This window comes from Actinomadura kijaniata (assembly GCF_014138665.1).
In the GTDB taxonomy this organism is placed as follows: Bacteria; Actinomycetota; Actinomycetes; order Streptosporangiales; family Streptosporangiaceae; genus Spirillospora; species Spirillospora kijaniata.
Genome location: NZ_JACJIA010000007.1, coordinates 269,351 through 288,194, shown reverse-complemented (window position 1 = coordinate 288,194; position 18,844 = coordinate 269,351). Strand labels below are relative to the sequence as shown.

Genomic DNA, 18,844 nt, shown 5'->3' with positions numbered 1-18,844 from the left:
CCCGCCGCCCGATGTGACCGGCGTCTCCTAGTCGGACCATCAAACAAACATCATTATCTGTATGAGATGGTCCCCGATCGGAGGGAACGGGAATGGCTCGGACGTACAAGCGGCGCGCACCGCTCGCGGCCCTGCTCGGCTTCTGCGCGGTGGTCGGCGCGCCCTCCCCGGCGGCCGCCGACGATCTCGACGCGCTGTGCGCCGAGCCGATCGCCGAGCTGAGACGCGTCCAGGCGATGATCAGGATCCACAACGCCAAGCCGCGGGTGAGCTCGGACCGCGGCTACGTCAGCGCCTACAATGCCGAGGCGCGCTCGCTCAACGCCCAGCAGGCCCAGGCCATCTCCCGGGCGCGGCAGTGCGTCAGCGCGTTCTCCCGGGTACGGCGCAACCATCCGGCCTCGACGTTCGCCAGGCCGACGCCCGGCCAGGTCGCCCCGCTGACGACCGCGGTCAGGAACCTGACCGAGGCGGAGAGGCGGGCGGTCACCCGCTGGAACCCCAAGATCTACGACTTCCTCGACTACGGCCCGGGGAAGAAGGGGATGACGACCCGGGTGGACCGGACGCCGCCGCGGCTCCCGCCGCCCGTCCGGGCCGTCTACAAGGCGCTCGACAGCACCCGGCCCGACATCCCCCGGACCACCCGCCTGCAGGGCAAGCCGCCGCCCACGGTCGGCGCGCCCGACCCCGCGTACACGAACGGACGGCGGGTCACGGGCGTGGCCTTCGACCACATCATCCCGCTCCGGCGCCTGGTCACCATGCGGAACTTCCTCAAGCTGACGCCGCAGAACATGTGGCTGGTGGCCAACTCCCCGGCGAACTCCCAGTGGCTGTCCAAGAAGGCCAACAGCTCGAAGCTGTCGGGCAGCTCGGCCTTCGTCTCCGGCGCCGACCCCGCCTGGCTCCGGGAGCAGGCGCAGCTCAGGGAGAGGGCCGAGCGCGAGCTCCAGGAGCTCATCGACGCGCTCCTCAGGACCCAGAAGGGCTGACCGATGCGACCCTGGCCCCAGCAACCGCCGCCGCGCCACACCGTGCCCCGGCGGAACCTCGTGTTCCTCCTCTCGCTGCCCGTCCTGCTGGTCGCCGCGGCCGTCGCCGTGGTCGCCGGGCACCTCGCCACCTCCGGCCCCGACCTGGGCGGCGGCGGGGAGCAGGGCAAGGTCCGCAAGGTGGTGACGGACTTCGCCGCCGCGGTCGACCGCAACGACAACGCGGCCGTCCTGTCGATGCTCTGCCCGCAGGAGGCCGAGGGGGTCGCCGACGACCTCGACTCCCCCGGCGACCGCGGCGACCCGCGGGCCGAGCTGGTCCCGATCACCGTCGAGGACGTCCGGATCACCGGGGACGTCGCCGAGGCGCGGGTGACCCGGCCGCGCCAGCGGCCCGCGACGCTGTTCCTGCGCAGGGAGGGCGGGGTCTGGAAGCTCTGCGACCCCGAGCGCTACGGGCGCTGACCCGGGCGCCGCCGGTGCCGGCCCGGCGGGGCGTGGTAGTGGTGGGGCATGGACAGCCAGGTCACCACCATCACCACCGACGAGGGCCGGCGGGCGGCCTTCGACATCCGGCTGCGGGTGTTCGTCGCCGAGCAGGGCGTGCCCGAGGAGATCGAGCTGGACGAGCACGACGCGACCGCCGCGCACTTCCTCGCCGAGGCCGGCGGGCGGCCGGTCGGCACGGCGCGGATGCTGCGCCGGGGCGGCGTCGGGGTCCTGGGGCGGCTGGCGGTGCTGCCCGAGGGCCGGGGGTCCGGGCTGGGGGCCGCGCTGGTGCGCGCCGTGGAGGAGCACGCCCGCCGCGAGGGGCTGGCGGCGGTGGAGCTGCACGCCCAGACGAGCGCGCGGGGCTTCTACGAGCGGCTCGGGTACGCGGCGTTCGGGGAGGAGGACGAGGAGGCCGGGATCCCGCACGTCTGGATGCGGAAGGATCTGGCGTCCCGGTGAGTGAGACGGCGTTCCCGGAAATTGACATGCGGGGGTTGCAGACGTCTACGATGGCCCGCATGGAACGTCGCTATTTCGTCTTTACGCAGCCGGCTCCGGGCGAGCCGGTCGGCGCGACGACCTGAGCGACGACCCCGGAGCCGGCTGGAAGGCGGAGTCCCCGCGGACTCCGCCTTCTTCCATGTCCCCCCATTGACCATGGCGGCCCCGGGAATCCCCTCCGATGCGGTCGCCGTTCACGACAGCCCCGCGGAACAGCGCCCAGGAAGGGATCCCGCCCATGACCGACCAGGTTCTCGACCCCGCCGAGACCGTCGTGGCCCCGCCCCGCCCCGAGGAGATCGCGACGCTCGCGCAGGCGCGGGCCGCGATCGACGACATCGACGCCGCGCTGGCGGCGCTGCTGGAGCGCCGCGCCGCCGTGGCCGCCGTGGTGCAGCGGCTCAAGCCGGTCGGCGGGTTCGCCGGGCGCGACCCCGAGCGGGAGCGCCGGATCGTCGCGGCGATGGCCCCGCTGGCCCCGTCCCTGGGCCCCGAACGCCTCGCCCGGATCATGAAAGTGGTCATCGAGGCGGGGCTGGAGGCGGCGCAGGAGGCCCGTTCGGGGACCGGCCGGGAGACGGACCCTGAGGCGGACTCCGAGACCGGCGCTGAGGCGGACCCGTCCGCCGGGCGCTGACCACCCGCCAGCCGACCCACAGCGCCACCGCCAGGAACGGGATGGCGACCACCGCCCACCGCTGGGTGGGGTCGAACAGCATCAGTCCCACCACCAGAACCAGGAACCCCAGCGCCAGCCAGTTGGTGTAGGGCGAGCCGGGCATCCGGTAGCCGGGGCGTTCGACCTTTCCGCGCAGCGCCGCGCGGCGGAACCGGATCTGGGCGTACAGCAGCGTCGCCCAGGTGGTCAGCACGCCCAGCGAGGCGATCGAGGTGGCGATCTCGAACGCCTCGTGCGGCACCACCACGTTCAGCGCCACCCCGGCCAGGTACACGAGCGAGGTGAACAGGATGCCGCCGTAGGGCACGTGGCGGGAGCTCATCCGCGCGGTGACGGCCGGGGCCTCGCCGCGCTGGGCCAGCGAGCGCAGGATGCGTCCGGTGGAGTACAGGCCGGGGTTGGTGGACGACAGCGCCGCCGACAGCACCACCAGGTTCATGACGCCGCCGATCCCGGCGACGCCCAGCGCCGCGAACACCGTCACGAACGGGCTCTCTCCCGGCGTGTAGACCGTCCAGGGCAACACCGTCACCAGCAGGAACACCGCGCCGACGTAGAACAGCGCGATCCGCCGGACCACGCCGTTGATGGCCCTGGGCAGCACCGTGCGGGGGTTCTCGGCCTCGCCCGCCGAGATGCCGACCATCTCGATGGCCGCGTACGCGAAGATCACGCCCTGGAGGCTCAGCAGCACCACCCAGGAGCCCTGCGGCATGAACCCGCCGTGGTCGGTGAGGTTGGCCAGCGTCGCCCGGTGCTCGCCGACCCGGTGCCGGGTCGCCACCAGGACCACCCCGACCACCAGGAACACGGTGATCGCGGCGACCTTCAGCATGGCGAACCAGAACTCCAGCTCGCCGAACAGCCGCACCGACACCAGGTTCACCGCCAGCAGCACGCCCAGCGCGGCCAGCGCCGACAGCCACTGGGGGAGGTCCGGCGCCCAGTAGTGCACGTAGATCCCGACCGCGGTGATCTCGGCGACGCCGGTCATCGCCCAGTTCAGCCAGTACATCCAGCCGCTGGCGAACCCGGCCCAGGGCCCGATGAACTCGCGGGCGTAGGTGACGAAGCTGCCCGCCGTGGGCCGGTGCAGCACCAGCTCGCCCAGCGCGCGCATCACGAGGAACGCGACGATCCCGGCGGCCAGGTAGGCCAGCACCAGGCCGGGCCCGGTCTGGTGCATCCGCTGGGCGCTGCCGAGGAACAGCCCGACGCCGATCGCGCCGCCCATGGCGATCATCTGGACGTGCCGGGGTTTGAGGGACTGGTGGTAGCCCTCGTCGGGCTCCTCGGGGACCGGCGGCCCCACGGCGTGGGCGGGCATGCCGCGCGAGCCGCGCGCCGCCTCCCGCGCCGGCTCCGCCTCGTAGCGGGCCGCCAGGGCGGCCTGCCGCGCCGCGTCGGCCGCGGGTCCCCCGACCCGCAGCTCCGGATCGTCGCCCTGCCCCTCACGCGGCCCCCTCGCGTTCCCCGTTCCGGGCCGGTGATCACCGGGGGTCAGCGCATGATCGCGTAAAGGCCGCGGCTCAGGAGTCCGCGGAGACGATCTCCAGGGCGCGGCCCAGGTCCTCGGGGTAGGGGCTCTCGAACGCGACCCAGTCGCCGCGCGTGGGGTGCTCGAAGCCGAGCCGCACCGCGTGCAGCCACTGCCGGGTCAGCCCGAGCCGGGCGGCCAGCGTCGGGTCCGCGCCGTAGGCCATGTCGCCCACGATCGGGTGCCGGATCGCCGCCATGTGCACCCGGATCTGGTGGGTGCGGCCGGTCTCCAGGTCGACGTCCAGCAGCGTCGCCGCGCGGAACGCCTCCACGGTGTCGTAGTGCGTCACCGACGGCTTGCCGCCCGCCACGACCGCGAACCGGCCGTCGTGGGAGGGATGCCGGTCGATCGGGGCGTCCACCGTCCCCCGGAACGGGTCCGGGTGCCCCTGCACCAGCGCCTGGTAGCGCTTGTCGATGCGGCGCTCCTTGAACGCCCGCTTCAGCCGCGAGTAGGCGACCTCGCTCTTGGCGACCACCATCGCGCCGGTGGTGTTGGCGTCCAGGCGGTGCACGATGCCCTGCCGTTCGGCCGCGCCGCTGGTCGCGATGGTGTGCCCGGCCCCCAGCAGACCGCCCAGCACGGTGCGGCCGGTCCAGCCGGTGGTGGGGTGGGCGGCCACGCCGATCGGCTTGTCCACCACCACGATGTCGTCGTCCTCGTAGAGGATCCCCATGCCCGGCACCGGCTCGGCGACCGGGGCGGGCGGCGCGGGCGGCGGCGGGAGGGTGACCTCCAGCCAGGACCCCGCGTGCAGCCGGTCGGACTTGCCGGCCGGGGCGCCGTCCACCGTCACGTCTCCGGCGGCGGCGATCTCCGCGGCGCGGCTGCGGGACAGTCCGAACAGGCGCGCCAGCGCGGCGTCGACCCGTTCGCCCTCCAGCCCGTCGGGGACCGGGAGGCTGCGTACATCGCTCATCAGGGCTTCTCCGGGGCGGATCCGGGTTCTTCGGTGGACCCGGCCACGCTACCGGTCCCCGCGGCGGGCTCGGACCCGCTCTCCGCGCCCTCGGCCCGCCCGTCCTGTCCGGCCTTCTCGGTCTTCTCGGCCTCGACCGGCTCGTCCGGCTCGCCCGACCTGCCGTCCTTGTCGCCCTTGTCGCCCTTGTCGTCGGACACGTGGGTCCCGTCGATCTGCAGCCCCCGCGCCGCCAGCAGGACCGCCAGCACCCCGCCGCACACGATCGCCGAGTCGGCCAGGTTGAACACCGGCCAGTTCGGCAGCTCGATCCAGTCCACGACGTGCCCGCGCAGCGGGGCCGGGGCGCGCAGCATCCGGTCGGCCAGGTTCCCCAGCGCCCCGCCCAGCAGCAGGCCCAGGCAGATCGCCCAGGGCAGGCTGCGCAGGTTGCGGGCGGTGCGCAGGATCGCCACCACCACGCCGCAGGCGATCACCGTGAAGACCACGGTGTAGCCGGTGCCGATCGAGAACGCGGCCCCGCTGTTGCGCGTCTCGCGCAGCGTCAGCAGGCCGCCCAGCAGCCGGATCGGCTCCCGGTCCTGGAGGGTGGCCACCACGATGATCTTGGAGATGACGTCGGCGGCGAGCGCGGTCAGCGCCACGGCCACCAGCGTGCCGATCCGGCGCGGCCGGGGCGTCCCGGTCGCCCCCGCGGGCGTTTCCTCCACCGGCTCGTCGGACTTTCCTCGCGGCTGCGACGGAGTGGTTCGGTTCATTCAGCGACGTTCCTCGCGTTGTTTGCAGGCCACACACATAGTGGCACGAGGGAACGCCTGCAAGCGCGCCTTGCCGATGGGGCGCGTGCACGACTCGCACACGCCGTAGGTCCCGGCGTCCATGCGCCGCACCGCCCGCTCGCACTGGACCAGCAGGTCACGGGCGTTGTGGGCGAGGGCCATCTCGTGCTCGCGCTCGTAGGTCTTGGCGCCCGCGTCGGCCTGGTCGTCGCCCGCCCCGTCGCCGCCGCCGTCCTCGGCGATCGTGGACTCGGCGTGCGCGATCTCCGCGACCAGGGCGGCCATCTCCGCCTCCAGGGTCGCCCGCACCTCGGCCAGCTCCGCCTCGGTCCAGGAGTCCTCGTCGGCGCGGACGGGCAGCTCGACGGCGGGCTTGACGGCGGCCTTGGCGACCACCTGCCCCGCCGTGACCTCGGACCCGTTCTTCGCCGCGGCCTTGGTCCCGGCCTTCGCCGGTTTGGCCGCCGGCTTGGCCTTCGCCCCGCGCCCGGCGGGCTTGGCCGGGCTCTTGGTCCCCGCGGGCTTCTTGGCGGCGGGTTTCTTCGCGGCCGGCTTCGGCGGCGTCTTGGGCGCGGCCTTGCGCACGGCGGGTTCCACGGCGGTCTCTTCGACGGACAGTGCGGGCGGCATGGGTCCCCTCTCCCTGGCACGGCGATCACCCCGGCTGAGTTACACGCCGCATATGCCCAGTCACCCGGCGCGCGGAAACCCGGCGTTCGGGCAAAAATCTCGGCGCGGGCCGACCCCGGGACGTGCCGATAACAGGAAGAGTTCCCCGGCGGGGTACGTTAATCTCTCAACGAGCAGTCTCATCGGCAGGCGCTGATGGGGACACCTGCCGCCGAACGCGGCCTTGAGCGACCCGGGGACGGTGCGAGCCCGGGGGCTGGCCCGGCGGTCTGATCACCCCTGAGCCGCCGGAGGAACGGTCCCCCGCGGACCCAGTAGAACCGGCAGCCGTGACTGGAACGAAGCGGACCGCGCCGTCCGGGAACCCCCGGGGACGCGGTCAAGGAGGGTGGTACCGCGGGGCCCCGCACGGGCGTCTCGTCCCTCCGGTCCACGTGCAGTCCTCGTGTCGATCCGGAGGTCCTTCCACCGTGAGCCGTCAGTTCCGGCCCCTGCCCGCGCAGGTCGACCTGCCCGCCCTGGAGCGGGACATGCTGCGCCGCTGGCAGGAGAACAAGGTCTTCGAGCGGTCCCTGGAGCGCACCGCCGACGGGCCGCGCTGGATCTTCTACGAGGGTCCGCCCACCGCCAACGGCATGCCCGGCGTCCACCACGTCGAGGCCCGCGTCTTCAAGGACGTCTTCCCGCGCTACCGGACCATGAAGGGCCACCACGTCCCCCGCAAGGCGGGCTGGGACTGCCACGGTCTGCCCGTCGAGGTCGCCGTCGAGAAGGAACTCGGCCTGTCCGGCAAGAAGGACATCGAGACCTACGGCGTCGCCGCGTTCAACGACCGCTGCCGCGAGTCGGTGCTGCGGCACGTGGACGCGTTCGAGGAGATGACCGAGCGGATGGGCTACTGGGTCGACATGTCCCAGGCCTACCGCACCATGGACCCGCAGTACGTGCAGGCCGTCTGGTGGTCGCTGAAGGCCGTCTTCGACAGGGGGCTGCTGTTCCGCGACTTCCGGATCACCCCCTACTGCCCGCGCTGCGGCACCGGCCTGTCGGACCACGAGCTCGGCCAGCCCGGCGGCTACGAGACCGTGACCAGCCCGTCGGTGTACGTGCGGATGCCGGTCGCCTCCGGCCCGCTGGCCGACCTCGGCGCCTCCCTGCTCATCTGGACCACCACGCCCTGGACCCTCGTGTCCAACACCGCCGTGGCCGTCCACCCCGACGTCACCTACGTCGCCGCCCGGCCCGCCGGGTCCGACGAGGTCCTGGTCGTCGCCGAGCCGCTGCTGGCGAAGACGCTGGGCGAGGACGCCGAGGTCGTGGCGACCTACACCGGCCGCGAGCTGGAGCGCACGCCCTACCGGCGGCCGTTCGGGCTGGTCGACATCCCCGACGCGCACTACGTCGTGCTGGGCGACTACGTCACCGTCGAGGACGGCACCGGCCTGGTCCACCAGGCCCCCGCCTTCGGCGCCGACGACATGAACGTCTGCAAGGCCTACGGCATGCCGGTCGTCAACCCGATCGGCCCGGACGGGAGGTTCCTGCCCACCGTCCCGATGGTCGGCGGACGGTTCTTCAAGGATGCCGACGAGGAGCTCACCGAGGACCTCAGGGCGCGCGGCCTGCTGTTCCGGGGCGGCCACTTCGAGCACAGCTACCCGCACTGCTGGCGCTGCCACACCCCGCTGCTGTACTACGCGCTCCCGGCCTGGTACATCCGCACCACCGAGATCAAGCAGCGGCTGCTGGAGGAGAACGCCCGGACCAACTGGTTCCCCGAGACGGTCAAGGAGGGCCGCTACGGGGAGTGGCTGCGCAACAACGTCGACTGGTCGCTGTCGCGCAGCCGGTACTGGGGCACCCCGCTGCCGCTGTGGGTGTGCGAGGACGACGAGGAGCACGTCACCTGCGTCGGCTCCCTCGCCGAGCTCGGCGAGCTCGCCGGCCGGGACCTGTCGGAGCTGGACCCGCACCGGCCGTTCGTCGACGACGTGACGCTCCCCTGCCCGGCCTGCGGCGGCACCGCCAGGCGGGTGCCGGACGTCATCGACGCCTGGTACGACTCGGGCTCGATGCCGTTCGCGCAGTGGGGCGCGCCGCACCAGGACAACGACGTCTTCGAGCGGTCCTACCCCGCGCAGTACATCTGCGAGGCGCAGGACCAGACCCGCGGCTGGTTCTACTCGATGATGGCCGTCGGCACCCTGGTGTTCGACCGGTCGTCCTACGAGAACGTGCTGTGCCTCGGCCTGATCCTCGCCGAGGACGGCCGCAAGATGAGCAAGCACCTGGGCAACGTGCTCCAGCCGATCCCGCTGATGGACCAGCACGGCGCCGACGCGCTGCGGTGGTTCATGGCGGCCTCCGGCCTGCCCTGGGCGGCCCGCCGCGTCGGGTCCAACGCCCTGGAGGAGATCGTCCGCAAGGTGCTCCTCACCTACTGGAACACCGCCTCGTTCTTCGTGCTGTACGCCAACGCCGCCGCCGCGCAGGGCCGCGCCTGGACCCCCGACCAGACGGCCGAGGCCCCGGCCCCGGCGGACCGGCCGCTGCTGGACCGCTGGGCGCTGGCCGAGCTGCACCGCACCGTCGCCGAGGTCGACGACGCGCTGGACAACTTCGACACCGCCCGCGCGGGCCGCCGGCTCGCCGAGTTCGTCGACGACCTGTCCAACTGGTACGTCCGCCGCTCGCGCCGCCGGTTCTGGAACGGCGCGCGGTCGCCGGAGAGCGCCTCGGCGTTCGCGACCCTGTACGAGTGCCTGGAGACCCTCACCCGGCTGATGGCGCCGCTGGTGCCGTTCATCACCGACCACGTGTGGGACGTCATCCGGCCCGAGGGCTCCCCCGAGTCGGTCCACCTGGCCGACTGGCCGGCGGTGGACGAGGACCTGCTGGACGCCGACCTGACGGCGCGGATGGCGCTGGTGCGCCGCCTGGTGGAGCTGGGCCGCGCCGCCCGCACCGCCGGGGGCGTGCGCACCCGCCAGCCGCTCGGCCGCGCCCTGGTCGGCGCGCCGGGCTGGGCCGCGCTGCCCGAGGAGCTGCGCGGGCAGATCGCCGACGAGCTGAACGTGCAGGCGTTCGAGGACCTGTCGGCGATCGGCGGCGACCTGGTCGAGTACGAGGTCAAGCCCAACTTCCGGGAGCTGGGCAAGCGGTTCGCCAAGCAGACCCCGCTGGTCGCCAAGGCGATCACCGCGGCCGACCCGCGCGAGCTGGTGACGGCGCTGCGCCGGGACGGGGCGGCGACCGTGACCGCCGCCGAGCTGGGCGAGGTCCCGCTGGGCCCGGACGAGGTGATCGTCACCGAGCGGCCGCGCAGCGGCTGGGCGGTGGAGAGCGCCGCGGGCGAGACCGTCGCGCTCGACCTGACCGTCACGCCGGAACTGCGCCGCGCGGGCCTGGTCCGCGAGGCGATCCGGCTGGTCCAGGAGGCCCGCAAGGCCACCGGCCTGGAGGTCACCGACCGGATCGTGCTGTGGTGGCAGGCCAACGGCGACGACCTCGCCGAGGCGCTGCGCGCCCACCAGGGCGACGTCGCCGCCGAGGTCCTGGCCGACGCCGTGCACGAGGGCCGTCCCGGGGACGGCCTGACCGCGCACCGCGACGAGGAGCTCCAGGTGACCTTCTGGGTGTCCAGGAGCGCCTAGGGATCCGCTGGATCGGGCGGCCGGATGCCACATCCGGCCGCCCGATCCGCCGTTTCCCCTACAACGCGATACATCGCAAGTGCGATGATGGTGGGGTGAACCTTCCAGAACCGCCTTCGGCCGACGGTTCCCCGGCCGACCCCCGTCTGATGCGGGCCTCCGACGCCGACCGGGACCAGGTCGCCGACCGGCTGCGGGAGGCGCTGGCGGAGGGACGCATCACGCCCGAGGAGCACTCCGAGCGCATCGACGCCGTCTACCGGGCCCGCACCTACGCCGACCTGGAGCCGGTCCTGGCCGACCTGCCCGCCGGTCCCGGGGCCGTGCCCGCCCCCACGGTGTCGCTGCGCAAGGAGGAGCCCCTCCCCGCGCCGGTCTCGCAGGGCGGCGGCATCGTCGCGATCTTCTCGGGGGCCGAGCGGCGCGGGCGCTGGCTCGCCGACCCGCACACCAACGTCGCCGCCGTGTTCGGCGGCGTCGAGCTCGACTTCCGGCGGGCCGTGCTGTCCCAGCGCGAGGTCACCGTCAACGTGACGTGCGTGTTCGGCGGCGTGGACATCACCGTTCCGCCCGGCGTCCGCGTGGTCAACTCCATCGCCGCCGTGCTGGGCGGCGTGGACGTGCCGCACGACGACGAGTTCGCCGCCGACGCCCCCGTGATCCACCTGACCGGCCTGGCGCTGTTCGGCGGGGTGTCGGTCAAGCGCCGCGAGACGGGCGCCTCCCGCTCCGAGGCCCGCCGCGCCGAACGGCAGCGGAGGCTGGAGGAGCACGGCCGGCGCATCCGGGAGATCCACGACGAGCGCCGCGAGAACCTGCGCGCCCTGCGGCACGCCCGCCACCCCCGCCGCGGCTGACCCGCGCGGACGCCGAGGGCCGCGTCCCGGCGGGACGCGGCCCTCGTGGCGGACGCGGGATCAGTCGCGGGCGTGCTCGCGGTCGGGCTGGCACACCAGGCACGGGGTGCAGCCGCGCGCCTTGGCCTCTCCGCGCGACAGCGCCTCCAGGTCGTCGGCGTCGTCCCCGATGTCCTCGATCAGCGCGCAGTCGGTGCGGTGGTACCGCTTGGTGCCGCTCAGGATCCGCACCTGCGGGCCCTCGCCCTCGCCCTCGGCGGCCGGGTCGGCGGCCTTCGCGGGCGGCGGGGCGGGCTCGCCGGGGACGTCGGCGGCGCCCTCGTCGCCAGGGGTCTCCGTCTTGGGCGTCTCGGCCTTGACAGGCTCCGGCTCGGCGGGCTCCGTCTTGGGCGTCTCCACCCCGGTGTCGGCGGACTCGCGCGGCCGGGGCGGCATGACCTCGGCGGCGGACGCGGTCTCGGCCGCGGCGGGCTTCTCGTCCTCGACCGGGGCCGCGGTGACGGGCCCGGCGGGCTTCGTTCCGGTCTCGGCCGTCTCGCCGGAGTCCTTGTCGGAACCCTTGTCAGGGCCCTTGTCGGCCGGCTGGTCGGCGGGCTTGCCCGGGACGGGCCAGGCCGAGGGAAGCGGCGCGGTCGGCGCGGGAGCGCTCGACGCGGCGGGCTTGACCGGGTCGACGGGCTTGACCGGGTCGGCGGGCTTGGCGGGCCCGGAGGCCCCCAGCGGCGCAGCGCCGCTCTCGGCCGTCGTACCGGTCTTCGTACCGGTCTTCGTACCGGTCTTCGTACCGGTCTTCGTACCGGTCCCCGGCTTGGTGGCCGTCCTGGTCGCCCCGACGGGGGTCTTGGTGGTGCTCACGGCGGCGCTCTTCGCCTTCGCCGGCGCGCTGATGGCGGCGCGGGCCGCCAGCGCGGTGTCGGGCATGCAGGCGGTGCAGGGGCTGAACCCCTCCTCGCGCGCCTCGACGTAGGTGAGCTCCTCGGTCTCCCGCCCGGCCAGCTGGCGGCAGGTGTCCAGGTGGTAGCGGCGACGGCCGCGCACGACGTGGACCAGGGAGTCCTCGGGGACCTCGACCGCCGGGGCGGGAACGGCCGCCTCGTCGTCGGCCGGGGCCGCGGACGGATCCGGGGCGGCGGCGGAGGCGTCGCCGGTGGTCGCCGGGCGCGCGTCCTTCCCGCTCTTCTTCCCCTTGTCGCCCTTGTCCTTCTTGGCGGCCTTGCGGCCGCTCCCGGCGGCGGGCGCCGTGCCCGAGCCGAAGATCTCCTTGCGGCGCAGGAACACCCCGATGGCGAGGCAGAGGAAGGACACCACGCTGACCGCGATCGAACCGTAGATCACATAGAGCGCGTCGACGCCGAACACCTGCGGGTTGTCGCCGTTACCGGCCAGGACGCCCGCCACGAGCAGGGCGATCGCCACCAGTACGAGCACACCACTCAGGATGATCACAGGGTCTCTCCCCCTTCACAGGCGCGTCCCCGCAGACCGTCGTCCCGGTCTGGAGACCACCGCAGACGTTCCGACACGCCAACGCCGCCGGGATGGCTCGGACGCCATCCGCGGCGCGGCGATCGGAGTAGACACTATCGCCTGTGAGGCTGGCCTCAGCGCCTCTCGTGCGGCGGGTTGTCCCCGGCGTGGAACGCACCGGTCGCCGAGTGCTGCACCTGCTGGGTGTGCTGGGGCTGGTCGGCCGGAGACGGGAAGGGGTTGGCGCCCGTCTGCGTCCCGTTGCGGTCACCGTGCGCGAGAGCCGACTGCGGTCCGGTCTGCTGGGGTCCGGCGGGGTTCTGCTGGCCGACCCCGGGGAACGCGCCCGCCTCGGCGCTGGTGCCCTCCACGTCGCGCAGCAGGCCCTCCAGGTAGACCTTCAGGCGGCTGCGGTACTCGCGTTCGAAGGCGCGCAGGTTGTCGACCTCGCGCTCCAGCTCCTCGCGCTGCTGCACCAGCGAGCCCATGACCTGGCGGTGCCGCTCCTGGGCGTCACGGTCGAGGGCCTCGGCGCGCGAGCGGGCCTCGCTGACGATCTGGTCGGCCTGACGGCGCGCCTTGCCGAGGATCTCCTCGGCCTCGCGGCGGGCCCGGCCCAGCGTCTCGTCGGCCTCCCGGCGGGCGTCGGCGATCGCCTGGTCGGCGGTCTGCTGCGCCAGCGCCAGCACGCGGGCCGCGGTGTCCATGTTGTCCTCGCCGGAGGGCGGCGGGGAGGACATGCCGAGGCCGCCCAGCGGAGCGGGCTCGGGCTCGGGCTGCGGGACCGGCTCGGGGCGCGGCGGCTCGGGGATCTTGGTGACGTCGGGCTTGGGCTCGACGATCGGGGCCGCCATGGCGGGGACCTTGCCGCGCAGGCACTCGGCCAGCTTCGCCCGCAGCTCCTCGTTCTCCTGGATGAGGCGGTCCAGCTCGGCCTCGACCTCGTCGAGGAAGGCGTCCACCTCCTCCTCGTCGTACCCCGGCCTGAGCCTGGTGGTACTGAACTGCTTGTTCCGCACATCGGCGGGTGTGAGCGGCATGTTCGTCTCCTTGGCGCGCTTGGAGTCTTTCCCGATGGACGGTATCTGATCACACCTACCGGAGGATGTTGATCAGTAGCCCGACCGCGAGGAAGAGGACCATGAAGCTGAGGTCCAATGCCACGTTACCCAGCCGCACCGGGGGGATGAAACGCCTCAGCAGTTTCAGTGGCGGATCGGTGATGGTGTAGACCACTTCGGCGATCACCAGGACGACGCCGCGGGGACGCCAGTCGCGCGCGAACTGCTGGAGGATCTCCAGGATCATCCTCCCGATCAGGAGCAGGAGGAAGAGGTACAGCAGGGGGATGAGCACCTGTACAACGATTGTCACGGAACTCTCACTTGTGGCTCTCTGTCAGCTCTGGTTGAAGAACCCTCGTTCTGCCATCCGGGCCTTGTCCTCCGCCGTCACCTCCACATTGGCGGGCGAAAGCAGGAACACCTTGTTGGTAACACGCTCGATGCTCCCGTGCAGGCCGAACACCAGACCCGCCGCGAAGTCGACCAGCCGCTTGGCGTCCGAGTCGACCATCTCGGTGAGGTTCATGATCACCGGGGTGCCCTCACGGAAGTGCTCCCCGATGGTCCTCGCCTCGTTGTAGGTCCTTGGATGCAGCGTAGTGATGCGCGCAAGGTCGGTGGTACCCGACTCGTACAGAGCCACCGGACGGCGTTCCGCGACGGCGGGCGAGTGATGATCACGTTCCCGCTCCCCGGCGTCGTCCCCTCGGGTAAGCTGACCGCCGGACTCGTCCTCGCGGCGCCTCCCCCGCTCGGGGTCGGCGTCGTCGTAGACCTCGTCGTACTCGTCGTAGTCGTCGTACTTGCCGTACTTGTCGTCGTAACGGTCGTCCTCCACAAGGCCGAGGTAGACCGCCATCTTGCGCATCGCGCTGGCCATACGCCCCTCCGTCGTCCTGTGGCCGCGGCACCCGGCGCCAGGCGCCGCCGTCGGACTGATCCGTCTGCGTGGCCTGCCCTTTCGGCGGTGACCACTGGGGGGACATTACCTGACGATTGCCCGTCGGCCGCCGAGCAACGCCGTACCGACACGCACGTGTGTCGCACCACATTCGATCGCCTGCTCCAGATCCCCGCTCATCCCCGCCGAAACGGTCGTGGCGGCGGGGTGCGCGGCGCGCAGGTCCGCGGCGATCCCGGCCAGCCGGGTGAACGCCGGGCCCGGGTCGGCGCCCAGCGGCGCGACCGCCATGACGCCGCCGAGTTCCAGACCGTCGGCGGCGGCGATCTCCTCGGCGAGACGCGGCACGTCCCGCGGCTCCGCGCCGCCCCGGCCCTCCCTCTCGTCCAGCGACACCTGGATGAGGCAGCGCAGCGTGCGCTCCTGCCTGGCGGCGGCGCCGGCCAGCGCCGTCACCAGCCTGGAGCGATCCACCGACTGCACGACGTCGGCGTAGCGGGCCACCGAACGGGCCTTGTTGGTCTGCAACTGGCCGACGAAGTGCCAGGTGAGCGGCAGGTCCCGGGTGGCCTCGGCCTTCGGCGCGGCCTCCTGGTCGCGGTTCTCGGCCACCTCGGTGAGCCCGAGCCCGGCCAGCAGGCGCACGTCGGAGGCGGGGAAGGTCTTGGTCACCGCCACCAGGGTCACCTCGCCGGGGTCGCGTCCGGCGGCGGCGCAGGCCGCCGCGATGCGGGCGCGCACGTCGGCGAGGTTGGCGGCCAGCTCCGCGCGCCGTTCCGCGGCGGCCCCGCCGGAGGGGACGGAGGCCGGGTCGGCGGAGGCGGCGGGGGTGTCGGTCATCGGGGGTCTTCCGTGTCGGTCATCGGGGAGGCTCCTCCAGCCACACGTACCCGGCGAAGCGCCCGGTGCGCCGGTCGCGGCGGTAGGAGAAGAGGTCGGGGGTCTCGATGGTGCAGCGCGGGTCGACGGCCACGTCGGTGACGCCCGCGCGGGCCAGCTGCCCGGCGATCCCGGCGCGGATGTCCAGGCCGGGCGTCCCCCGGCGGGTGGTCGCGTACGCCTCCGGCACCGCGGCGGCGACCTCGGCGCGCATCGCCTCGGGCACCTCGTAGCAGCCGCCGCAGGCGGCCGGGCCGATCGCCGCGCGGACCCGGGCGGGGTCGGCGCCGAGCCCGCGCATCCGTTCCAGCAGCGCCGGGACGATCCCGGCGGCGGTGCCGGGCCGTCCCGAGTGGGCGGCGCCGACGACCCGCGCCTCGGGATCGGACAGCAGGACCGGGGCGCAGTCGGCGACCAGCACCGCCAGCGCCAGGCCCGGGACGGTCGTGACGACCGCGTCGACCGGGTCGGGGTCGGCGTCCGGCGGCGTGGCGCCGGTGACGGCCGCCACCTCCGCGCCGTGCACCTGCCGCATCCACACCACGCGGGCGGCGTCGAGGCCGAGCGCGGCGGCGGCGCGTTCCCGGTTGGCGCGCACGGCGGCCGGATCGTCCCCCACCGCGCCCCCCAGGTTGAGGGCGTCGTAGGGGGCGGCGCTGACGCCGCCGGTCCGGCCGGTGAACGCGGCCCCGACCCCGGGGCCCAACGCGATCTTGTCGATCACTTCAGGAAGTCGGGGACGTCGAGGTCGTCGTCCTCGAACACCACCCGGTCGCGCCCGCGCTCGGCGGGCGCCGGGGCGGCGTCGCCGTCGCCGGCCGGCACGCGGGTGTGCCGGGGCTCGTTCACCGCCGGGCGCGGCGCGGGCGGACGCGGCGTCTCGCCCTCCTCGCCGCCGGACCGCTCGGCCTCGGGCCGCGACGGCTCGGGGCGCTGCGCCTGCTGCGCCGGGGCGGCCGGGCGCTCGGGCTGGGGCCGCTCGGGCTCGGACCGCTGCTGGGCCGCCGGCGGCGCCGACGGCGGGGCCGGCGGCGTCGCGGGCGCCTGCTGCGCGGGCGCGGCGGCGGCCTGCGCCACCGTCGGCTGCTGCTGGGCCTGGGCCGGCTGCGCGGGCAGCGGGGTCGGCGCGGTCGTCTCGCTGCGGCCGATCCGGCTGGGGATCGGGTTCACCGGCGCGGCCTGCGGGGCAGGCGCCGGGGTGGTCGGACGAGCCGGCGGCGGGACCCGCTTGATCTCGGGCTCCGCGGCCGGCTTGTTAGGGCGGATCTCATCGAACCCCGCGGCGATCACGGTGACCCGGACCTCGTCGCCCAGCGCGTCGTCGATGACCGCGCCGAAGATGATGTTGGCGTCCGGCGCGGCGGCGTTGGACACCAGCTGCGCGGCCTCGTTGATCTCGAACAGACCGAGGTCGGAGCCGCCGGAGATGGACAGCAGCACGCCGTGGGCGCCGTCGATGCTGGCCTCCAGCAGCGGGCTGGAGATCGCCATCTCGGCGGCGGCGACGCTGCGGTCGTCGCCGCGCGCCGACCCGATGCCCATCAGCGCCGAGCCCGCCCCGGACATGACCGACTTCACGTCGGCGAAGTCCAGGTTGATCAGGCCCGGGGTGGTGATCAGGTCGGTGATGCCCTGGACACCGGACAGCAGCACCTGGTCGGCGGCCTTGAACGCGTCCAGCACGCTGACCTGCCGGTCGGAGATCGACAGCAGCCGGTCGTTGGGGATCACGATGAGGGTGTCGACCTCGTCGCGCAGGGTCTCGATGCCCGCCTCGGCCTGCATGGCGCGCCGCTTGCCCTCGAAGCTGAAGGGGCGGGTGACCACGCCGATGGTGAGGGCGCCCAGCGACCGGGCGATGTTCGCCACGACCGGCGCGCCGCCGGTGCCGGTGCCGCCGCCCTCGCCCGCGGTGACGAAGACCATGTCGGCCCCCTTGAGGACCTCCTCGATCTCCTCGCGGTGGTCCTCGGCGGCCTTGCGGCCCACGTCGGGGTTGGCCCCCGCGCCCAGGCCGCGGGTGAGTTCGCGCCCCACGTCCAGTTTGACGTCGGCGTCACTCATCAGCAGCGCCTGGGCGTCCGTGTTGATCGCGATGAACTCGACGCCCTTGAGTCCCTCCTCGATCATCCGGTTGACGGCGTTGACGCCGCCGCCGCCGATTCCGACGACCTTGATGACCGCGAGGTAATTCTGCGGTGCTGCCACGACGAGGGGCCTTTCCGCTCGCTCTATCGACCGGCCGGTCCGGCTGTCGCCGGGCCGCCGCGGTGTTCCTGACCTGATGTGTTCCGGATCGGGTCCGGGGCGGCCGGTGGGCCGTTCCCAAACCCTCACCCTCAACTTGAGGCTTACAGTTATGTCAACCTGAGGACTGATACGGACAGTAGGGCGGGCTTACGGCCAGGGTCAACTAACCCCCCGCCAACTGAACCGGCGTGTCGCGGTGAGCACCGGTTTCCACCGGTTGGCGAAGGACGTCGCGCGGCGCGGCTCCCGCCCGCCCGACGCCGGTCGCGACGCCCGCCACGACGGTGATCCGCGCCCCCAGGAGCGCGAACCCACCGCCCAAGGGTGCCCCATCGCGCCGCCGGAAGCGCCGCGACACACGCACCGGCCCCCACTCACCGAACGCATCCGTTCCGACGCTCCCCGTATCCGGTCCCCGATGTCGGACACGGCATCCGAAACCCGCTTCTCCCCGGACGGGCCGCCAGGGGGTGACGCGTCTCACTGGGTGGTGACGACCTCGGGCGAGCTGACGTCGATCGTGCGGGCCGTGCGCCCGGCGGGGGTCCGCCGCAGCCCGTCCAGCAGCCTGACCTTCTCCTCGGTGCGGTCGGCGCCGCCCCACACGACGGTCGGGCCGCCGGCCAGGCGCAGCGTCACCGTGGCGGGCGAGTCCGCCGTCACCTCGGCCACCTGCCGTTTCAGCCGGTCGGGCAGGCCGTGCAGGACGCCCAGCGCGGCGAGGGTGACCCGGTCGGAGGGGCCCGGCGCGGCCACCACCAGCGCCGGCAGCCGGGGCGGCCGGGCCGCGCTGTCGGCGACCGCCACCCCATGCCGGTCGAACTGGTGGTAGCGGCCGGACCGGGCGACCACCGCGACCGGCACCCGCTCCCGCACCGCGATCCGCACGGTGGCGGGCCAGCGCCGCTTCACCCGCACCGACTCCACCTCCCGCAGCCGCGCCACGCGGTCGCGGACCTCGCCGGTGTCCAGCCGGGCCATCGGCAGCCCGAGCCGGATCCCGGCGGCCGCCACCACGCGGTCGCGCGGGGCCAGGGACGTCCCGGTGACCTCGACGCTGCGCACCACCAGCAGCTTCGAGCCGAGCACCACCCAGACGGCGGCGCCGAGCAGGGCCGCCACCGCCAGCGTGACCAACGCCACCTTCCACCGGCCGGGTCCCCGCCCGCGCGGGGCGGGTTCCTCCGGTCGCCGCGCGTCCCGGTCCGGTGAGGGTCTGGTGGTGCTCATGTCTCCCA

Annotated in this window: 18 protein-coding genes; 6 read left to right on the top strand and 12 right to left on the bottom strand. The window is 73.7% G+C overall.

Annotated elements, in window-relative coordinates:
• Positions 1 to 92: 92 nt before the first annotated feature.
• The 4 genes from HNR61_RS26575 (at position 93) to HNR61_RS26560 (ending at position 2,625) form a co-directional block, all read left to right on the top strand.
• Positions 93 to 995: a hypothetical protein gene (locus HNR61_RS26575; RefSeq protein WP_182845909.1), complete on the top strand. Its 903-nt coding sequence runs from the start codon at positions 93 to 95 to the stop codon at positions 993 to 995.
• A 3-nt stretch (positions 996 to 998) separates the two neighbouring features.
• Positions 999 to 1,460 carry an Rv0361 family membrane protein gene (locus HNR61_RS26570; protein WP_182845908.1) on the top strand — a complete coding sequence of 154 codons (462 nt, stop codon included), beginning with the start codon at positions 999 to 1,001 and terminating at the stop codon, positions 1,458 to 1,460.
• 48 nt (positions 1,461 to 1,508) lie between these two features.
• The gene (locus HNR61_RS26565) at positions 1,509 to 1,946 is read left to right on the top strand and encodes a GNAT family N-acetyltransferase (protein ID WP_182845907.1); all 438 of its coding nucleotides are present in this window, start codon (positions 1,509 to 1,511) and stop codon (positions 1,944 to 1,946) included.
• A 280-nt stretch (positions 1,947 to 2,226) separates the two neighbouring features.
• Entirely contained in the window at positions 2,227 to 2,625 is a 399-nt protein-coding gene (locus tag HNR61_RS26560; protein ID WP_182845906.1) for a chorismate mutase, read from the top strand.
• On the opposite strand, the gene HNR61_RS26555 is transcribed toward HNR61_RS26560, so the two are convergent.
• The 4 genes from HNR61_RS26555 to HNR61_RS48240 form a co-directional block, all read right to left on the bottom strand.
• A complete protein-coding gene (locus HNR61_RS26555; RefSeq protein WP_182845905.1) occupies positions 2,510 to 3,994 on the bottom strand; it encodes an amino acid permease in 1,485 nt (494 codons plus the stop codon). The genes HNR61_RS26560 and HNR61_RS26555 overlap by 116 nt on opposite strands.
• Before the next feature lie 202 nt (positions 3,995 to 4,196).
• Positions 4,197 to 5,126 carry an RluA family pseudouridine synthase gene (locus HNR61_RS26550; protein ID WP_182845904.1) on the bottom strand — a complete coding sequence of 310 codons (930 nt, stop codon included), beginning with the start codon at positions 5,124 to 5,126 and terminating at the stop codon, positions 4,197 to 4,199.
• Entirely contained in the window at positions 5,126 to 5,884 is a 759-nt protein-coding gene (locus tag HNR61_RS48245) for a signal peptidase II (protein WP_182845903.1), read from the bottom strand. Before HNR61_RS48245 ends, HNR61_RS26550 begins: the two co-directional genes overlap by 1 nt.
• Positions 5,885 to 6,301, bottom strand: a complete 417-nt coding sequence (locus tag HNR61_RS48240) for a TraR/DksA family transcriptional regulator (protein ID WP_376770276.1) — start codon at positions 6,299 to 6,301, stop codon at positions 5,885 to 5,887.
• Between the two features lie 704 nt (positions 6,302 to 7,005).
• On the opposite strand from HNR61_RS48240, the gene ileS reads away from it, so the two are divergent.
• Entirely contained in the window at positions 7,006 to 10,188 is a 3,183-nt protein-coding gene (ileS, locus tag HNR61_RS26535) for an isoleucine--tRNA ligase (protein WP_182845901.1), read from the top strand.
• Between the two features lie 95 nt (positions 10,189 to 10,283).
• Complete coding sequence (locus HNR61_RS26530) at positions 10,284 to 11,045, top strand: DUF1707 SHOCT-like domain-containing protein (RefSeq protein ID WP_312898109.1); 762 nt, start codon at positions 10,284 to 10,286, stop codon at positions 11,043 to 11,045.
• Positions 11,046 to 11,105: 60 nt separating this feature from the next.
• Here HNR61_RS26530 and HNR61_RS26525 read toward each other — a convergent pair whose 3' ends face one another.
• The 8 genes from HNR61_RS26525 to HNR61_RS26490 form a co-directional block, all read right to left on the bottom strand.
• On the bottom strand, positions 11,106 to 12,473 hold the full coding sequence (locus HNR61_RS26525) for a hypothetical protein (protein ID WP_182845900.1): 1,368 nt from the start codon (positions 12,471 to 12,473) through the stop codon (positions 11,106 to 11,108).
• A 173-nt stretch (positions 12,474 to 12,646) separates the two neighbouring features.
• Positions 12,647 to 13,552, bottom strand: a complete 906-nt coding sequence (locus HNR61_RS26520) for a DivIVA domain-containing protein (protein WP_182845899.1) — start codon at positions 13,550 to 13,552, stop codon at positions 12,647 to 12,649.
• Between the two features lie 55 nt (positions 13,553 to 13,607).
• A complete protein-coding gene (locus tag HNR61_RS26515) occupies positions 13,608 to 13,886 on the bottom strand; it encodes a YggT family protein (RefSeq protein WP_067831843.1) in 279 nt (92 codons plus the stop codon).
• A gap of 24 nt (positions 13,887 to 13,910) precedes the next feature.
• Positions 13,911 to 14,456 (bottom strand): cell division protein SepF, encoded by a 546-nt coding sequence (locus HNR61_RS26510; protein ID WP_182845898.1) that lies wholly within the window; start codon positions 14,454 to 14,456, stop codon positions 13,911 to 13,913.
• 105 nt (positions 14,457 to 14,561) lie between these two features.
• Positions 14,562 to 15,317 carry a YggS family pyridoxal phosphate-dependent enzyme gene (locus HNR61_RS26505; RefSeq protein ID WP_182845897.1) on the bottom strand — a complete coding sequence of 252 codons (756 nt, stop codon included), beginning with the start codon at positions 15,315 to 15,317 and terminating at the stop codon, positions 14,562 to 14,564.
• A gap of 19 nt (positions 15,318 to 15,336) precedes the next feature.
• Complete coding sequence (pgeF, locus tag HNR61_RS26500; protein WP_182845896.1) at positions 15,337 to 16,080, bottom strand: peptidoglycan editing factor PgeF; 744 nt, start codon at positions 16,078 to 16,080, stop codon at positions 15,337 to 15,339.
• The gene (gene ftsZ, locus HNR61_RS26495) at positions 16,077 to 17,564 is read right to left on the bottom strand and encodes a cell division protein FtsZ (protein ID WP_182845895.1); all 1,488 of its coding nucleotides are present in this window, start codon (positions 17,562 to 17,564) and stop codon (positions 16,077 to 16,079) included. Before ftsZ ends, pgeF begins: the two co-directional genes overlap by 4 nt.
• Positions 17,565 to 18,086: 522 nt before the next feature.
• On the bottom strand, positions 18,087 to 18,836 hold the full coding sequence (locus HNR61_RS26490) for a cell division protein FtsQ/DivIB (RefSeq protein ID WP_182845894.1): 750 nt from the start codon (positions 18,834 to 18,836) through the stop codon (positions 18,087 to 18,089).
• Positions 18,837 to 18,844: the final 8 nt, after the last annotated feature.

Excerpts from the sequence above, each read along its gene's own strand:
- HNR61_RS26575 (WP_182845909.1), top strand. The coding sequence starts at position 93 with ATGGCTCGGACGTACAAGCGGCGCGCACCGCTCGCGGCCCTGCTCGGC.
- HNR61_RS26570 (WP_182845908.1), top strand. The coding sequence starts at position 999 with ATGCGACCCTGGCCCCAGCAACCGCCGCCGCGCCACACCGTGCCCCGG.
- HNR61_RS26565 (WP_182845907.1), top strand. The coding sequence starts at position 1,509 with ATGGACAGCCAGGTCACCACCATCACCACCGACGAGGGCCGGCGGGCG.
- HNR61_RS26560 (WP_182845906.1), top strand. The coding sequence starts at position 2,227 with ATGACCGACCAGGTTCTCGACCCCGCCGAGACCGTCGTGGCCCCGCCC.
- HNR61_RS26555 (WP_182845905.1), bottom strand. The coding sequence starts at position 3,994 with ATGCCCGCCCACGCCGTGGGGCCGCCGGTCCCCGAGGAGCCCGACGAG.
- HNR61_RS26550 (WP_182845904.1), bottom strand. The coding sequence starts at position 5,126 with ATGAGCGATGTACGCAGCCTCCCGGTCCCCGACGGGCTGGAGGGCGAA.
- HNR61_RS48245 (WP_182845903.1), bottom strand. The coding sequence starts at position 5,884 with ATGAACCGAACCACTCCGTCGCAGCCGCGAGGAAAGTCCGACGAGCCG.
- HNR61_RS26520 (WP_182845899.1), bottom strand. The coding sequence starts at position 13,552 with ATGCCGCTCACACCCGCCGATGTGCGGAACAAGCAGTTCAGTACCACC.
- HNR61_RS26510 (WP_182845898.1), bottom strand. The coding sequence starts at position 14,456 with ATGGCCAGCGCGATGCGCAAGATGGCGGTCTACCTCGGCCTTGTGGAG.
- HNR61_RS26505 (WP_182845897.1), bottom strand. The coding sequence starts at position 15,317 with ATGACCGACACCCCCGCCGCCTCCGCCGACCCGGCCTCCGTCCCCTCC.
- HNR61_RS26490 (WP_182845894.1), bottom strand. The coding sequence starts at position 18,836 with ATGAGCACCACCAGACCCTCACCGGACCGGGACGCGCGGCGACCGGAG.